The sequence below is a fragment of the Endomicrobiales bacterium genome (genome assembly GCA_023228045.1).
GTDB lineage: Bacteria > Elusimicrobiota > Endomicrobiia > Endomicrobiales > JALOBY01 > JALOBY01.
Map to the genome: position 1 here is coordinate 17197 of JALOBY010000004.1, position 16343 is coordinate 33539.

Below are 16343 nucleotides of genomic sequence, written 5' to 3' on the forward strand. Positions count from 1 at the left end.
CCTTCTCCTTTTAAAAATTTTGACGGATAATTGTTCCCCTAAGGCGTTCAAGAGCTTTTTTATTGCCTTTTACGGCTTTTTGCCACAGGGCAGAAAGTGTGTTTTTAGGAATATTTTCGGACAGTTTTTTTATTTCGTTAAAATATATTTTAATAGGGTCAAAGCGTTCCATTTTTAGGGCTCAATCTCAAAGTATGCGAACGAATATTTATTTATTAAAATTTTATTTATTGATATATTTTCTATTTTTGCTATACCATTGCCTTTTTTAAATTTCTCACAAAAAATATCAAGTATTTCTTTTGTACCTTCGGCTATAATTTTAAGTGACCCGTCTGGTTGGTTATTAACCCAGCCAACTAATCCATGAGTGTCTGCAAGGTTTTTAACAAAATAGCGCATACCAACGCCTTGCACAACACCAAAAACAATAAACTCGTATCTGTATATTTTATCCATTAAAGCCAGTAACGGTAATACCAAACATAAAATTGTCAAGCAAAATATTTTTTGGCTTTGTAATATCAATCATAAAAAAATCAAGCTTCATCTCAGGGGCAGCTAAAAAACGCCAGCCAAAACTATAGTTGTCATTTATTGGGTTGTAGTCAAAAATAAATTGTTCCATCAATTGGCTTAAAGTAACACTCCAAAAGCACTCAAGCTTATTTTCCCAAAGCATACCGCCTTCAACATTTAAATCAAAAAAATCAGGTAAATATTTGCCAAATATTGCATAAAATGTTCCACGCCTTTGTGCAAGCGTTATGCTTAAAGGGTACAGATTTTCTTTAATTGCGCGGTATTTTGATTGGATGGAGAATTCATCTACTTTGCGTGTAAGGTTTTCTGAATCAAAAGAAGATAGTGGTGTTACATTACGCAAATCGAAACTTATACCAGCTTCAAAGTCCTTCAAAAAACCGTAGTCAATTCCGGGTGCAAAGCGGTGCAAGCCAAAACTCCATTCATTTTTATCCAATGTATAAACAGATGGCGTTTGTATATTGCCCGAATGTCCTGTTAAATTTTGCGCGGTGTTAAAGTACTGGTAGTTTTCATACGCACTTGCCAAAGAACTTAAAAACAGCAGCAAAACAGAAAAAACAATTATTTTTATCATTGTATATGAATCGGGGCGACTGGATTTGAACCAGCGACCTCACGGTCCCGAACCGTGCGTTCTAGCCAGCTGAACTACGCCCCGCCGTCGTAAAACTTAGTGTATTCTAACAAATTGAATGTTTTAAAAGCAATTTTAAAGATATTTAAGAAAAGTGTTTTTTTCGTCAACAATCACATTTTTTGCCTGTGGCGTATTATCTGCAAGCTCAAAGCCCATAATTATTATTTTTTCCCCTGTCTTAATAAGGTGTGCCGCGGCACCATTCATACAAATTACACCAGAATTGCGTAGGCCTGTCATAACATAGGTTTCTAGCCTTGCACCAGATGTAATGCTTGAAACAAGCACTTTTTCACCTTTCAAAAGCCCCGCTTTTTCAATTAACTCTTCATCTATTGTAATACTGCCTGTATAGTTAATGTTAGCTTCTGTGACCGTTGCTCTGTGAATTTTTGACCTTAAAAACCATCTCATAGTTTCCCTCGAGTTTTATTTTACAGCAATAGAATCGGGGCGGCCGGACTTGAACCGGCGACCTCTCCCACCCCAAGGGAGTGCGCTAGCCAACTACGCTACGCCCCGATAGTTAACCGTTTTATACTGGGGTAATAAATTTATTGCTGCTTTAAAATTTTTACTATTGCTTCAATATCTGACCGTATTTCTCTGATTGCTTGTGGGTTAATAAATGTCCCAATGCCAAGGTTTAGCTGGTTTTCATTTGTGTTATCTTTTTTACGCCTGTCAACGGCAAGTGTTTTTCTTGCTCCTGCAATAGTGAACTTTTTAGTGTATAAGAGTTCTTTTATACTAAATAGCAATTCAATATCTTTTTTTGTGTACTTTCTTTGACCAGAGATTCTCCTTTGAGGGTGAAGTGTTTTAAACTCACTTTCCCAATAACGCAATACATAGGGCTTTATTTGCAGTAATTGGCTAACCTCACCTATGGAAAAAAATTCTTTTTCAGGAAGTGCTGGTATTTCACTCATAGTTGTAATCCTTAAAGTAAGACTTAAACATTAAACCAAAAAAATAAATACAAATCAAAAAAATTTATAATTTTTAATAATATCATGTTACAAAAAGCAATTGAGCAAAACTATTTAAAAAAATCTTTTGCAATTTTAAAACGAATCTTTTTGCGTGGAGTTATTTGCAACCTTTGGCCTGTTTTTGGATTTCTGCCACCTTTTGGTTTTGTTGTAAAAGCTCTGAAACTGCCAAAGCCGGATATTACAACTTTTTCGTCGTTTGTAATGGCTTTTTTCATATTGGAGAAGATATTTTCAAGCGCGTCTTTTGCCTCTTTTTTTGTGCTTAACACTTTTTGCAAGTTGTCGATTAAATTTAGTTTGTTCATTCTTTACTCCATATGGTTTAAATATTTAACTAATTACATCATCAGAAATTTTCGTAAATTAGTTCCTCAGGTTTTGCCTGCCGAAGCATTAGTTCTTGTAAAGCATCTTTTGGGGGCTTGTTGTTATAGAGCACTGAGTAAATTTGTTTTGTTATTGGTAAATCGAGGCCGAACTTTTCTGCAAGATCAAATGCGCTTTTTGTGGTTTTTACCCCTTCTGCAATCATAAGTACACCTTTTTCCGCAGCAGAGAGTGTTTGCCCCCGCCCAAGTTTTTCACCCAAAGTGCGGTTTCTGGAGTACTTAGAAAAACATGTAACCATTAAATCACCAAGCCCAGCAAGGCCTAAATATGTTGAAGTATCTCCACCCATCTTAACACCAAGTTTGATCATTTCACGCAAGGCACGGGTAATTAGTGCCGCTTTTGTATTATCGCCTAAAGCAAGCCCGTCGCACATGCCGGCAGCTATTGCGTAAATGTTTTTTAGAGCGCCTGCGGTTTGCACACCAGTTATGTCGCTCTGTGTATAAATTCTAAAGAAATCTGTCATAAACAGCTCTTGTACTTTTATAGCTGCAAGGATATCTTTGCTTGCGCTAACGGCTGCTGTTGGAATTTTTATAGATACTTCTTCGGCATGTGTTGGACCTGAAATGGCAACAATTTGTTCGTTATTTTTTTCCCCAAGTTCATCTAAAATTATTTCTGTCATTAAGCTTAAAGTTGAATTTTCTATTCCTTTTACTGCAGATATAAGTGTTGTGTTAGTAAGGTTTGCATTTGAGCGCTTAAGGGTTTTGGCAACACTTCTGAGTGTGTGAGATGGCACAACAAATAACAAGAAGTCGGCAGAGTTTGCCGCAGTAAAAATATCGCTTGTGACAAAAATTTCTTTTGATAATGTTGCTTGCGGGAAAAAGGAAAGTTTTCTGCTTTGAGATAATTTTGACGCGTTTATAGGATCAAACTCCCAAAGCGTAACATTGTTGCCTTTTTGCGCTAGAAGGTTGGCAAGAGTTATTCCCCAAGATCCTGCCCCAAGTACACCCACAGTAGTCATAGTTTTTCCTTTTTAAATATTTTAAGCTTATTTTCTTTGCCGGCAAGTAGCCGCTTTATGTTTGGGATGTGTTTTATTAGAACTGTAATAGAAATTAGCAATGAAAAAATAAAAATTAGTTTGCTACTTTTTGTTATTAGTACAAATATCGGCAGGCAAAAAGCTGCAAGAATTGAAGCAAGCGATATATAGCCAAATATAGTAAATACCACAATGAAAACACCAAGCGCAAAGAGCACTGATAGTGGCATTAGTGCTAAAAAAACACCGGCGGCAGTTGCTACACCTTTGCCACCTTTAAAACCTAAAAAGACCGTCCACATGTGCCCTATTATCGCACATAAGCCAGCAATCACCGCAGTGCTTTGGTTGCCCCAGATGGATGCCGCAACAAAGACAGGTAAAAAGCCCTTAGCACTATCAAGTAATAAAGTTATCACACCGGCAATTGGCCCTGCAACTCTAAAAACATTTGTAGCTCCTGGGTTTGCCGATCCGTATTTGCGTATATTAAGCCCAGTAAACAACTTTGTGATTATAAAGCCAAAAGGTATGGCACCGCAAAGATAAGAGAAAATAATAATAAGTAGCAGTTTCATTTTCGATTATTCCTAACACGGTTGTCTCTAAAATCTAAAGATATTGGAGAACCGACAAAACCAAAATGTTCTCTCAGAGAGTTTTCTATATAGCGTTTGTATGAAAAATGAAGAATTTCTAAATCGTTAAATATGTAAGTAAATTTTGGCGGTTTAGTTCCTGTTTGCATTACTTCTTGAATTCTAAGTACTTTGCCAAAGCGCGAGTATGGTTTGCGTGATTCAGCTTGAAGCGACACTTCTTTTAGTTCTTCTTGAGGAACCGTTTTTGAATATTGAGTGTAAATTTCGGAAACCTCATCTAATATTCTTTCTGTGCGCAAACCGGTTTTAGCAGAAATATAAATAATTTTTGTCCAAGATATAAACTTCATTTTTTGTTCAAGGTCTCTTAGGAGTTTTTTTGCTTCTTCCTCTCTTTCTTCAATTAAGTCCCACTTATTTATTGCCACAAGGCACGCACATCGGCTTTCTAAAATAAGTTCCGCTATTTTTGTATCGGTATCGCCTATTCCTTGATCGCCATCAATTAACAACACAGCTACATCGGCTGATTCCAATGCTTTTCTTGCGCTTAGTGCGGATAAATAATCTAAGTCGTTTTTGTAAATTCTACTTTTATGTAGTCCCGGGGTGTCTATTAAAATGAAGTCCTGATTATTTCTTTGCAACCTAGCGTCTATAGCTTCACGGGTAGTGCCAGGTGTTGAGCTAACTATGCTTCTGTAATTTTTGCAAAGAGCATTTACAAGTGATGATTTACCTGAGTTTGGTTTTCCAACAAGTGCGATTTTTATGCAGTTGTGCTCAAGCGGGGCGTTTGGCGAGTTTTCATCTAATAGTCCACAGGCACGGTCTAAGAGTTCTGCAATGTTTAGCCCGTGAGTAGAAGAAATTCCAACCATATTCTTTATGCCGAGTTTTGTGAAGTCAAAAAGTTTTAATTCATCTTTTTCCGTGTCAATTTTATTTACGGCTAAAACTGTTTTTATGTTTTTTTTACGCAATGTTTTAAGTAGCCCTAGGTCTAATGGCATTATCCCAGTTTGGGAGTCAACAACAAAAATAGCGACTTGCGAACTTGATAGGGCCACATTCATTTGTTTTTCTATTTCTTTAGAAAATTCTGATGTTTCATCGCCCCATCCACCTGTATCAACAATGGAGTAGCTTTTAGCACCCCAAAAAAAAGTTGAACAGTTTGTGTCTCTAGTAGTTCCGGGAAGATGGTGCACCAATGCCTTTCTTTGCCCGATTATGCGGTTAAAGAGTGTTGATTTGCCAACATTTGGTCTGCCAATAATTGCAATTTGCATAGTTAATTTTGCTTTCCAAGTTTTTTTGAACCGGCGATAAGATAATCAACACAAGATATTGCAGTTATTATTACCATTGAAGTTGTTAAAGCCTGCATAAGCTGTGCTGGAAGTTTAAACAGTAAAAACAAAATTGTAAGCATTTGTATTATAGTTGTAAGTTTGCCTAAAAAGCGCGGAGTAATTTCTTTTGAGTTTGTTAGAAAATAAATGAGCATCCAGCCAAGCACAATAATTAGATCACGGCTTAAGATTACAACAAAAATCCACAATGGAATTATTTTTAAATAAACAAGCGTAATAAAAGAAGAAAGCATTAGCAGTTTATCGGCCAGTGGGTCTAAAAATGAACCAAGCTGTGTTTTTTGTTTTTTCCAGCGGGCTACAAAACCGTCAAGTGCGTCGGTAACAATGGTTAGAGAAAATATTATTGCAGGTACCGGGTGTATGCCTTGCAGCAGTGTAACAATAAAAACTGGTATAAGAGCTATGCGCACTATCGTTATTTTGTTTGCCAATGTCATCATTTTAGTTCTCCAACAAGTGGTTTATTTTATTTATTATTGCCGGTATTGCGCGCAAGTCTATACGCATACCTTTTTGACTGTATCTCTGTGAATCTATCAGTGCCATTGAGCGTATTTGGGCTACTGCACTTTCTTTTCCAAATGGTATGTTGAATATTTTTCTGCGAAGTTTTGGCATAACCGCACGGCTAATGCCATTTAAAAGCTCATCTATTCCCTTGCCATTTTTGGCAGATATAAAAAAGCATTTATCAATTTCTTTTTTTATTTTTGCCAATCTCCCATCAGGTGCTAAGTCAATTTTATTGTAAACCTCAATTACAGGAACTTCGCCAGAACCAACTTCTTCAAGTACTTCGTAAACAGTATTTTTTTGTTGAATATAGTTGTCATTTGATGCATCTATAATATGCAACAGGCAGTGTGCCTGAGATAGCCCCGAAAGTGTTGATTGAAATGCTGCAATTAGCTGGTGAGGTAGTTTGTTTATAAAACCAACTGTGTCGGTAAATAAAGCTTTTCTTCCCTCACTCATTGAAACAGATCTTGTGGCGGTATCAAGTGTAGCAAAAAGTCTATTGTCGGCATAAACAGGGTCTTTTGTTTTTGCAAGAGTGTTTAGAAGCGTTGATTTGCCTGCGTTTGTGTATCCAACTATTGCAATTAGTGGCGTGCCGGAGTTTATGCGCTCTTTGCCGGAGGTGTCCCTATGGCGTTTTATTTCTTCTAACTCTTTATCTAAAGCTGTAATTTGATTTTTAATTTTGCGCTGGTCTGTTTCAAGTTTTTTTTCACCTGGTCCGCGTGTTCCTATACCGCCTTTTTGGCTGTCAAGAAAAATTCCATTACATGCAAGGTGAGTTAGGTTGTAAGCAAGTTGCGCCCTTTCAACTTGCAATTTACCCTCTTTTGATTGAGCGCGCTTGGCAAAAATATCAAGTATCAAACGGGTGCGGTCAACTATTTTAAGTTTAGTTAGTTCTTGCAGATTTCTTTGTTGAGATGGTTTTATTTCATCATCAATAATTAATGTGTTGATTTTTTTTTCTTGTGCAAGTTCACTTATCTCGGTAGCTTTTCCAATACCGAAGTAATAAGCGGGGTCAATTTTATTTCTGCTTTGGATAAAGACATCATCAGTTATTGCGCCGGCACTATGTGCAAGACTGCGCAGTTCTTCTAATGAGTGATGCAGTTGCAATGGTTTTATATTAGGTAATTTAAGTGCGGCAAGAAAGCATTTTTCCATGACAGTAATTATACTAAATTATTAGTCAGAAAAGTTGAATATTTTACATGAAAACTTTTTCTATGGTAGCTTTTTATTTGCGGTGATAATTATTTGTGAAATTTGTTGACTTGTGCTTAATGAGGGATCAATCCAATTTATTGTGTTGTCTTTGGCAAACCATGTTAATTGGCGTTTTGCATAGTTTCTGGTTTTTGTTTTTATAAGCTCCGCGGTTTGGCTGAGTGTTAGTTCCCCATCTAAAAATAAAACACTTTCTTTGTATCCGATAGTTTTAAGGCCCGCTGACCCTTTAGTATAACCCATAGCAATTACTTTTTTTGTTTCATCTATAAGACCTTGTTTTAACATCTCATCTGTACGGTTATTTATTTTTTTATATAGAATGTCTCGGTTTGTTTTTAATGCAAACTTTATAAATAATCCTTTTTGCGAAGGTTTATTTTCTTTTGAAAGTTGGCTTGGCGATTTTCCGCAAAGGCGCAATACTTCAACTGAGCGAATGAGGCGTTGTGGGTTTTGGCGGTTTTTTTCTGCAAGGTCAGCATCAACTTTTTTTAATTCCTCATAAAGCGGTTTTAACCCATGTGTTTCTACAATTGCGTTAAGTTGGGATCTCAGTTCGTTATCCCTCGGTGGGGCGGGAGCAAGCCCTTCTGTTAGTGCTTTTATATAAAGGCCGGTTCCGCCAACAATTATGGGCACTTTTCCATTGTTAATTATTTCGCAAATTTTTTCTTTGGCAAGTTCAACAAATTTGCCTGCATCAAAAAACTCATCGGGGTTAATTATATCTGTGAGGTGTTGTGGTATGTTTGAGGCAATACGGCAGTTTCTCTCTTTAGAAAAAACGCCTTCTTTATTTGTGCCAATGTCTAAATAGCGATAAACCTGCCTTGAGTCAGCAGAAATTATTTCTCCATTAATTTTATTAGCTAAATTGATTGCAGTACTTGTTTTGCCTGATGCGCTAGGACCGCAGATAACAATGACAAAGTTGGCAGGTTGTATTTTGAGTTTTGAATTCATACTTGATGATACAATAAAAAAGCAGGGATATAAAATTATACCCCTGCTTTTAAACTATAGAATTATTTTGCTACTGCTGGAGTTGCGGCAACTTCTGTTGAAACTACAACATTTGTTGCTGTTCCATCGGTTGCTACTGGAGCTTCCTTCTTCTGGCATCCGGCAAACACAACAGCTGCGAAGAAAAGAACAAGCATAAGTTTTTTCATATTGACACCTCCTTTTTAAAAGATTTTTTCTGTTATTAAAAAGACCCCTGCTTATTTTATAAACAAGAGTTTAACAGTTGATGGTTTTTATTGTGTACACATTTTTTAATTGTGGCACAAGTGTATCAAAAGCTTTTTTTGTTGTCAAATTCCCCCCCAAAAAAAGTTTTTATAAATGACAGGGAAACAACTTATCAAATTAGTAAAACTACTTCCTGCCAAAGAACTTATCCATCTCTAATCGTGTTATTTGCTTTAGCGTTGGTCTGCCATGCGGGCAGGTAAACGGGTGCAAACATTTTAAAAGGTTTTTTACCAATGCTTCCATTTCTATTGTAGTCATAAACTCAGAGGCCTTTATGCTTGCCGTACAGGCACTTTTAGCAATTTTTTCAATTTTTTCTGATTTGGAAATTTTAATGTTTTCGCTAAGTGCTTGAAGAGCGCTTAAAAGCACTGCTTTTGCATTTGGGTCAAAGCCAAGTGCCGAAGGTATTGCGCTTATTTTAGCTGTTTTTAAGCCAAATGGTTCAACTTTTATTCCTAATTCCGATAAATTATCAAAGTTTTCTTCAAGCAATGTATATTGGCTTTGCGGTAGCTCTATTGTTATTGGGATAAGCAGGTTTTGAATTGAAATACTGCCTTGTGTAATTTGTTGAAAATACTTTTCAAACATTATGCGTTCATGCGCGGCATGCTGGTCAATAAGAAGCAAGGCATCGTCTTTTTGCGCAAGAATATACATTTTAAATAATTGACCAATGATTTTTATTCCAGCACCATCAATGTTTGAATTAGTTGCATCTTTTAATGTTGTGTTTTGTGCATTATCTTGAGCAGCAATATAGTTGTGGCTTATCTCATTTTCTTTATAAGTATAGGGTTGGTTAGCCAAAATAGCATCTTTCACATTAAATTTTGCAAAATTTTGTGAGTAATGCGTTTTATCAGTTGGTTGCTCTGTGGAAATTGCTTGTGAAATTGTTCCGCTACCAAAAATTGCGGTTTTAATTGCAGTAAGTAAAAACGAGTGCAGCTCTTGTTCTTTTGAAAACTTTATTTCCCGTTTTGTTGGGTGAATATTTACATCTATAAACTCAGGGTTGATATCCATCAGTAGTAAAGCGGCAGGGTGCGCTTTTTCTGGCAGGTTTGGCCTGTATGCTTGGTAAAAGGCGTGCATTAGTGATTTTGTGAATTTTACCGGGCGTTTATTTACGAACAAAAGTTGATAGTCTTTCGTTGGCATAAACATACCCTGCTTTGCGCAAAAACCAGTTAATGAAACAAATGGGTGCGTGGCGTTTACCGAAGTAAGCTTTGATGCAAATTCTTTTCCGTAAATATCTAAAATTCTTTCAAAAGTTGAGTTCGTTGCGGTTGTTTGAAAAATAGTTTTTTCATCAATAATTAGCGTAAAAGACACTTCTTTATTGGCAATAGCTATTTCTTCAACTGTTTTTATTATGTGGTGTTTTTCGGTGTTTTCAGATTTTAAAAATTTCTCACGGGCAGGAGTGTTAAAAAATAAATCGTATACTTCGGCTATGGTGCCCTGCGCACAAGCTGCGGCGCGACTTTCTTTAATTTTACCGCCAGATAGTTTTATTTCCCATCCACTATCCCAACCAACAGGCCTGCTTTTTAAAGTGAAGTTTGAAACTGCTGCAATAGATGCGAGTGCCTCGCCGCGAAAACCAAAAGTGGAAATTGTAAATAGGTCTGGATAAGCAGCAATTTTGCTTGTGGCATGGCGTGTTACAGAAAGCATTAAATCTGCCCTGTCCATGCCTATGCCATCGTCACGAACACGCAAAAGTTTTTTGCCGGTATTTAAAACTTCTATCTCAATAGTTTTCGCCTTTGCATCAATAGAGTTTTCAACAAGTTCTTTTATTACATTTGCCGGGCGATCAATTACCTCTCCTGCGGCTATTTTATTGATTGTTTCTTCTGAGAGTATTTTTATTGGCATAATGGGGGTACTTAATTTTCAGAGCAAAAGATTTTTTTCTATTTAGTGAGGCGGTTTTTTAGTTCAAGCAGATATTTAAACGCCTCTATTGGTGTAATGTTCTCTAAATCAACACTTTTCAATTCTAACATAATATCCGACAAAAATGAAGTATTTTCTTTAACTTGCATGGGTTTATAGTTTAAGCTTAATTGTGGGCTGTTGTTGCCAATATTCTTTTCGGATAGAGGCAACTTGGTTTCAAGTTCAGCAAGTGTTTTTGATGCTTTTTTTATTACCAAGTCAGGCAGACCTGCAAGTTTTGCTACATGGATACCATAAGAGCGGTCAGCGGCACCAGGTATTATTTTGTGAAGGAATATTACTTCCCCCTGCCATTCTTTAACTTCAATGTTAAAGTTTGTTATACCTTCATTAGTTTGTGCCATATTTGTAAGTTCAAAGTAGTGTGTTGCAAATAGTACTTTAGGGCCTGCGCCATTTTTGATTCTTGGCAAATTTAAATATTCGACAACGGCTTTTGCTATGGAAATACCGTCGTAAGTAGATGTACCCCTGCCAACCTCGTCTAAAATAATTAAACTCCGCTGAGTGAATTGGTTTAATATGTGCGCTGTTTCGCGCATTTCTACCATAAATGTGCTTTCCCCACCAGCTAAGTTATCACCAGAGCCGATGCGCGTAAATATTTTATCTACGATGCTCAAATTTGCCTGCTGTGCAGGTACAAATGAGCCAATTTGCGCAAGTATGCAAATTAGCGCAACCTGGCGCAGGTATGTAGATTTGCCTGCCATATTGGGCCCTGTAATAAGCATAAGGTGGTTTTCATGCCCGTCTAATAAAGTGTCATTTGGCACAAAAGAGCCGCTTTTAATATGTTTTTCAATTACCGCATGGCGACCATCGGTAATATTAATTTGTAACAAGTCGTTTAATTGTGGTTTTACATAGTTGTTTAGAGTCGCCACCCATGATAATGATACAAAAAAATCTAACTCCGCAATTGAGCTTGCGCATTTACGCAATTCTTGGGCATGTGTTAAAATTTCCTGTTTTAGTATGTTAAATAAAAATAGTTCTAACTTAATTATTTTATCTTCAGCGGTTAATACTTTTTCTTCAAACGCCTTAAGCTCAGGGGTAATAAAGCGTTCACCGCCGGTTACAGTTTGTTTTCTTATGTAATGCTGCGGAGTAAGGTGAAGGTATGACTTTGTTATTTCAATATAGTAGCCATAAACTGATGTGTAACCAACTTTTAAGGAGGTTATTCCAGTTTTTTGTTTCTCTGTGCTTTCAATTTCGGATATTAATTTTTTTGTGTCTGTTCTTAAGGCGTTAAGCTCATCTAATTCCTGATTAAAACCAGTTTTAATTATCCCACCCATTTTAAAGTTTATAGGAGGTTCGGGGTTAATGGTTTGCTCAATTATTTGGGCAACATCAATTTTTATATTTATATCTTCTTTTATTTCAGATATTGTTTTTGGTAACGATAAAATACCAGCTGGGATAAGAGTTTGTTTTATTTCTACTGTGGCATCAAGTGATGCTTTTAGGCCAAGCAATTCGCGGGGGTTTACTGTGTTTGAGGCAATGCGGCCAAGAATTCTTTCAATGTCAGATATTTTTTTTAGGCATTCGCTGATTGTTTTTCTGACAAGTGTATTTTCAACAAAAAATTCAACGGCGTTTTGGCGTGCTTTTATTTCCTCTAAAGATAGAAGTGGTTTTAGCAATCGCGAACGCAGCATTCTTGCGCCCATTGGTGTTAGAGTTTTGTCTATTACTTCAAGCAGCGACCCTTGAATGCTTTGAGTGGTAAGAGCGCGTACGAGTTCTAAATTCTTTATGGCAGTTTCGTCAAGAGACATAAAGTTATCTAAGCTGTAGTAGCGGATGTTTGAAAGGTTTGGCAAGTTGGATAATTGAGTGTTTTCTATATAAGCAAGTAGTGCGGCACACGCGCCGGCTGAAAGTGGTTTAGTGTCTAAACCAAATGGTTGTAGCGAGTGAATTTTGTAACTTTGTTTTATTTTTTCTTGCGCTCGCTCTATGGAAAATAAATAACTTTCAACTGGTGTTATTGCTGCAGAAGTTTCCTTTAATGTTTGCAAAGTTTTAGAGCAGGTGAAATGTTTTGATATTAAAATTTCATTTGCTTGTGTTTTGGCAAGTTCTTGCAAAACAATGTTTTTGCTTGCCTGTGTAGTAAAAAATTCACCTGTTGAAATGTCAACAAAAGCAACTCCTACTTCGTTTTGACTATCTGTCTGGTTTTTGTCGTTGCTAAAACAAAGCGCGGCCAAGTAGTTATTAACTTTTGCGGAGAGAAGATTTTCTTCTAAAATTGTACCGGGTGTTATAAGGCGAACAACATCTCGTTTAACAATTTTTTTGCCCGCACCCGGCTCTTCAAGTTGTTCGCAAATGGCAACTTTTTTCCCAGCCTTTACAAGTTTTTGCAGGTAGCCATTTATCGCGTGATATGGCACGCCGCACATTGGCGTATTGGTTCTTTTAGTTAGCGTAACTTCTAAAATTGGCGCGGCTTCAATTGCATCATTACCAAACATTTCATAAAAATCACCCAAGCGAAAAAAAACAATCGCAAATGGGTAGCGATCTTTTATTTCCTGATATTGGCGCATTAAGGGTGTTTGGTTATTAAGTTTGTTATCCATTTTTCTATTCTTTTAAATAGGTTATATGTTCTAAGAACCTTAGATACATAGTTTTTTGTTTCCGCAAACGGTATATTTTTTATATTAGTTTTAATGCTTTCGTCTTTTTTTAACCAGTTTGAAACATTGCCAGAACCAGCATTGTAAGCCGCCAATGCAAGTGTTTTGTTGCCATCAAACATTGTAAGAAGTTTTTTTAGATAATAAACTCCAAGGCGAATGTTGGTTTTTGGGTTTTCAAGGTCTTTGTATAAACTTTTTTCCCCAAGCTCATCAGATAGTTCTTGAGCAGTTTCTGGCATTAGCTGCATTAAGCCAACAGCTCCATTTTTTGAATGCGCACTATAAATAAATTTTGATTCAACTGCAATAACAGCATTAACAAACAGTGGGTCAACTTTATTTAATTTAGCATATTTTTGCACTTCTTTTTGAAATAATAGGTTGTTTGCTATGTGACGCGGCATATTGGAAATAAAAAAAAGTACAATAAAGAAAACTATAAGAATTAGTGAAATAATAATTTTTTTCAAGATGTAATAATTCCTGATAGAGTATTTACTTTTGAGTCGGTTATTTCAACCGAAACAATTTTGCCGATAAGCTGTGGCGCCGATTGAGCAGAATCCACATAAACTTTTATGTTAGAAAAAGTTCTGCCGATGGCTTTTGAGTTTTTCTGTGTTTCAATAAGCACTTCTTGTTTTGTTCCTATAAGTTTAGCGTTCTTTTTTTCATTAGTTAGGTTTGCTGCTTCTAAAAATATTTTATGGCGTGCTTCTTTTTCTTCTCTGGTAATCGTTTCTTTAAGTAATGCCGACTTTGTGCCTTTACGCGGTGAATATTTAAAGGCATAAATTAAGTCAAATTGTAGTTCTTTTATTGCGTTGAGTGTCGCATTAAAATCGTTCTCTGTTTCACCTGGAAAGCCAATTATTATATCGGTAGTTAAGGAAATATCTGGTTTTTGCTTGCGTAATTTATTTATAATTTCTTTGTAATGTTCGTATGTGTAATTGCGGTTCATTGCCATTAAAACGCTATCAGAGGCCGACTGCAATGGCAAGTGAATATGATTGCAAACTTTTGGCAATGAACCAATGGTATTTATAAGTTTATCGGAAAAATCTTTTGGATGGTTTGACATAAAACGAATACGTTTAATTTCTTTTATTGAGTGTATTTGAGTAAGCAGGTCTGAAAAATCAATGGTTTTCCCATTAGAATCTTTGCCTTTGTAAGAGTTAACATTTTGGCCTAAAAGTGTGATTTCTTTTACTCCATTTTTGGCAAGCCTATTTATTTCAGATAAAATTTCAGGTAGGTCAATTGAAACTTCAGGCCCGCGCACATAAGGTACAACGCAGTAAGCGCAGTAGTTATTGCATCCTCGCATAATGTTTAGGAATGCTGCAATTTTTGATGGCTGATGAGTAGGCACGCGTAACTCTGTATTGCGTTCGGGAGTTTCATTAGCAAGCAGGTGCCCAAAATTTTCTTCAAATATATCGCCAAAGCGTGGCATACTTTTTGCGCCAATTACAAGGTCAATTATTGGAAGGCGGCCTTTAACGGTGTTGCCAAGCAGTTCTGCCGAACAACCAACCATAATTATAACTAGCTCAGGGTTTGTAATTTTAAGAGGTTTTAATCGCCCAATGTACGATATGGCTCGCTCTTCTGCGTGCTCGCGAACTGAGCAGGTGTTTATAATAATAAAGTCGGCATCTTCTTTATTTTGTGTTTGAATAATGCCTTTTGAAGTAAGCCAAAGCGCGGCTGCATCTGAGTCGGCCATATTCATTTGGCAACCAAAAGTTTGAATAAAAAATGTTTTGTTATTTTTCATTTGGCGTATTTTAGCAATTTAGATTTTATTATTGTCAAACTTTTAAATATTTTTAATGTTCCCAGCTTTAGTGTTTTTGGCGGCACTAAAACCTGCAAGATAGCCGGTAGAAAATGCTTCTTGTAAATTAAAGCCGCCTGTTATTGCCGCAAGGTCTAAAACCTCGCCGCAAAAATATATTGCGCTATTTTTGTGCGACTGTAAAGTTTGTGGGTTTATTTCATCTAAATTTACCCCGCCGCAGGTAATGGTTGCCTCTTCTATTGGTCGCGGTTTTGTTATGGGTACAACGAAGTTAGTAAATAGCGATGCAACTTTTGTAACTTCATTTTTATTAAGTGAGGCACATGACTTTGTTTTAATTTCATAGCACATATCGGCAATTACCGGGGCTAGAGTGCGTGGTAGAACAATTTCTAAATACCGCCAAAGAGTTCTTGGCCCTGCGCTAGTTAGTTCCCTTTGTAATTGCATAGGAAATTCGTTTGCGTATTGGGGTTTTAGGTTTATAGATATATCAACCGTTTTCCCCTGTGATAGAGCATTTACTGCAATATGGCTAAGTATAAGTATTTTTGGACCAGATACTCCAAAGTGCGTAAATAACAAATCTCCAATTTGTGAAGTTACAACTTTGCCATCTATTAATACCGATATATTAATTTTTTTTAATGTGAGTCCCTGAAGGTCTTTTATAAATCTTGCATTTGATTCAAGCGGTACAAGTCCTGGTAAAAGTGGAGTTATGCTGTGGCCGCATTGTTGCGCAAGTTTATATCCAGTTCCTGTGGAGCCGGTTTGTGGGTATGATAGGCCGCCTGTTGCAATAATTATTGTTTTTGCAGGGAATGTTGAGTTATTGGTTAGTTTAACTCCAGTTACTTTTTGCTCATCTTCCTCAGAAAATGTAAGTGTTTCAACTTCACTGTTGTGCAGTATGCGTACATGGTTTTCTTCTGCATATTTGCGCAGCGCGTTAAGTACGCTAAGTGCTTGATCATTTTCAGGAAAAACTTTACCGTCCGGGTCTATGCGCGTAGGCACACCGTAGCGGTCTAAGAAAGTTATCAAGTCGGTATTTGAAAACGCGCTAAAAGAAGGGTAAAGAAAGTTTCCGTTTTTACCAAAGGCGTTTATAAACTCATTTTGTTCGGCATTGTTTGTAATGTTGCATCGTCCACCACCAGTAAGCAACAGCTTAGCACCAATGCGATATGTTTTTTCTAACAGAAGTGTTTTTGCGCCAAGTGCCGCCGCACTGCCAGCCGCCATAAGCCCTGCAGGGCCACCGCCAACTACAATTACATCATAAACCGGCAAATATTTGTTTTGCATAAATTATTTAGT

Annotated in this window: 18 protein-coding genes and 2 tRNA genes; all 20 read right to left on the bottom strand. The window is 36.8% G+C overall.

Annotated elements, in window-relative coordinates; translation table 11 throughout:
• Positions 1 to 10 precede the first annotated feature (10 nt).
• The 20 genes from M0Q46_01605 to M0Q46_01700 all read right to left on the bottom strand — a co-directional run bounded on the left by M0Q46_01605 (position 11) and on the right by M0Q46_01700 (position 16268).
• Entirely contained in the window at positions 11 to 172 is a 162-nt protein-coding gene (locus M0Q46_01605; GenBank protein MCK9582309.1) for a hypothetical protein, read from the bottom strand.
• Positions 173 to 174: 2 nt separating this feature from the next.
• Positions 175 to 459 (bottom strand): acylphosphatase, encoded by a 285-nt coding sequence (locus tag M0Q46_01610; GenBank protein MCK9582310.1) that lies wholly within the window; start codon positions 457 to 459, stop codon positions 175 to 177.
• A complete protein-coding gene (locus M0Q46_01615) occupies positions 452 to 1123 on the bottom strand; it encodes a hypothetical protein (protein ID MCK9582311.1) in 672 nt (223 codons plus the stop codon). Before M0Q46_01615 ends, M0Q46_01610 begins: the two co-directional genes overlap by 8 nt.
• 10 nt (positions 1124 to 1133) lie before the next feature.
• Positions 1134 to 1207, bottom strand: a tRNA-Pro gene (locus tag M0Q46_01620).
• A 51-nt stretch (positions 1208 to 1258) separates the two neighbouring features.
• Entirely contained in the window at positions 1259 to 1600 is a 342-nt protein-coding gene (locus M0Q46_01625; protein ID MCK9582312.1) for an aspartate 1-decarboxylase, read from the bottom strand.
• Positions 1601 to 1634: 34 nt separating this feature from the next.
• Positions 1635 to 1708, bottom strand: a tRNA-Pro gene (locus M0Q46_01630).
• 32 nt (positions 1709 to 1740) lie between these two features.
• Positions 1741 to 2118: a MerR family transcriptional regulator gene (locus tag M0Q46_01635; GenBank protein ID MCK9582313.1), complete on the bottom strand. Its 378-nt coding sequence runs from the start codon at positions 2116 to 2118 to the stop codon at positions 1741 to 1743.
• 110 nt (positions 2119 to 2228) lie between these two features.
• Positions 2229 to 2489 (bottom strand): HU family DNA-binding protein, encoded by a 261-nt coding sequence (locus M0Q46_01640; GenBank protein MCK9582314.1) that lies wholly within the window; start codon positions 2487 to 2489, stop codon positions 2229 to 2231.
• Positions 2490 to 2530: 41 nt separating this feature from the next.
• Entirely contained in the window at positions 2531 to 3553 is a 1023-nt protein-coding gene (locus M0Q46_01645; protein ID MCK9582315.1) for an NAD(P)-dependent glycerol-3-phosphate dehydrogenase, read from the bottom strand.
• Positions 3550 to 4152 carry a glycerol-3-phosphate 1-O-acyltransferase PlsY gene (gene plsY / locus M0Q46_01650; GenBank protein ID MCK9582316.1) on the bottom strand — a complete coding sequence of 201 codons (603 nt, stop codon included), beginning with the start codon at positions 4150 to 4152 and terminating at the stop codon, positions 3550 to 3552. Before plsY ends, M0Q46_01645 begins: the two co-directional genes overlap by 4 nt.
• The gene (der, locus tag M0Q46_01655) at positions 4149 to 5468 is read right to left on the bottom strand and encodes a ribosome biogenesis GTPase Der (protein MCK9582317.1); all 1320 of its coding nucleotides are present in this window, start codon (positions 5466 to 5468) and stop codon (positions 4149 to 4151) included. Before der ends, plsY begins: the two co-directional genes overlap by 4 nt.
• A 2-nt stretch (positions 5469 to 5470) precedes the next feature.
• The gene (gene pgsA, locus M0Q46_01660; GenBank protein ID MCK9582318.1) at positions 5471 to 5995 is read right to left on the bottom strand and encodes a CDP-diacylglycerol--glycerol-3-phosphate 3-phosphatidyltransferase; all 525 of its coding nucleotides are present in this window, start codon (positions 5993 to 5995) and stop codon (positions 5471 to 5473) included.
• Position 5996: 1 nt separating this feature from the next.
• Complete coding sequence (gene hflX / locus M0Q46_01665) at positions 5997 to 7244, bottom strand: GTPase HflX (GenBank protein ID MCK9582319.1); 1248 nt, start codon at positions 7242 to 7244, stop codon at positions 5997 to 5999.
• Positions 7245 to 7304: 60 nt separating this feature from the next.
• Positions 7305 to 8273: a tRNA (adenosine(37)-N6)-dimethylallyltransferase MiaA gene (miaA, locus tag M0Q46_01670; GenBank protein MCK9582320.1), complete on the bottom strand. Its 969-nt coding sequence runs from the start codon at positions 8271 to 8273 to the stop codon at positions 7305 to 7307.
• Between the two features lie 62 nt (positions 8274 to 8335).
• Positions 8336 to 8482, bottom strand: a complete 147-nt coding sequence (locus tag M0Q46_01675) for a hypothetical protein (GenBank protein ID MCK9582321.1) — start codon at positions 8480 to 8482, stop codon at positions 8336 to 8338.
• Between the two features lie 208 nt (positions 8483 to 8690).
• Positions 8691 to 10460: a DNA mismatch repair endonuclease MutL gene (gene mutL / locus M0Q46_01680; GenBank protein MCK9582322.1), complete on the bottom strand. Its 1770-nt coding sequence runs from the start codon at positions 10458 to 10460 to the stop codon at positions 8691 to 8693.
• Between the two features lie 38 nt (positions 10461 to 10498).
• Complete coding sequence (gene mutS, locus M0Q46_01685) at positions 10499 to 13147, bottom strand: DNA mismatch repair protein MutS (protein ID MCK9582323.1); 2649 nt, start codon at positions 13145 to 13147, stop codon at positions 10499 to 10501.
• Positions 13114 to 13680, bottom strand: a complete 567-nt coding sequence (locus M0Q46_01690) for a lytic transglycosylase domain-containing protein (protein ID MCK9582324.1) — start codon at positions 13678 to 13680, stop codon at positions 13114 to 13116. The genes mutS and M0Q46_01690 overlap by 34 nt, the downstream gene beginning before the upstream one ends.
• Positions 13677 to 14996, bottom strand: coding sequence for a tRNA (N6-isopentenyl adenosine(37)-C2)-methylthiotransferase MiaB (gene miaB, locus M0Q46_01695; GenBank protein MCK9582325.1), 1320 nt, complete (start codon positions 14994 to 14996; stop codon positions 13677 to 13679). Before miaB ends, M0Q46_01690 begins: the two co-directional genes overlap by 4 nt.
• Positions 14997 to 15038: 42 nt before the next feature.
• On the bottom strand, positions 15039 to 16268 hold the full coding sequence (locus M0Q46_01700; GenBank protein ID MCK9582326.1) for an NAD(P)/FAD-dependent oxidoreductase: 1230 nt from the start codon (positions 16266 to 16268) through the stop codon (positions 15039 to 15041).
• Positions 16269 to 16343 lie beyond the last annotated feature (75 nt).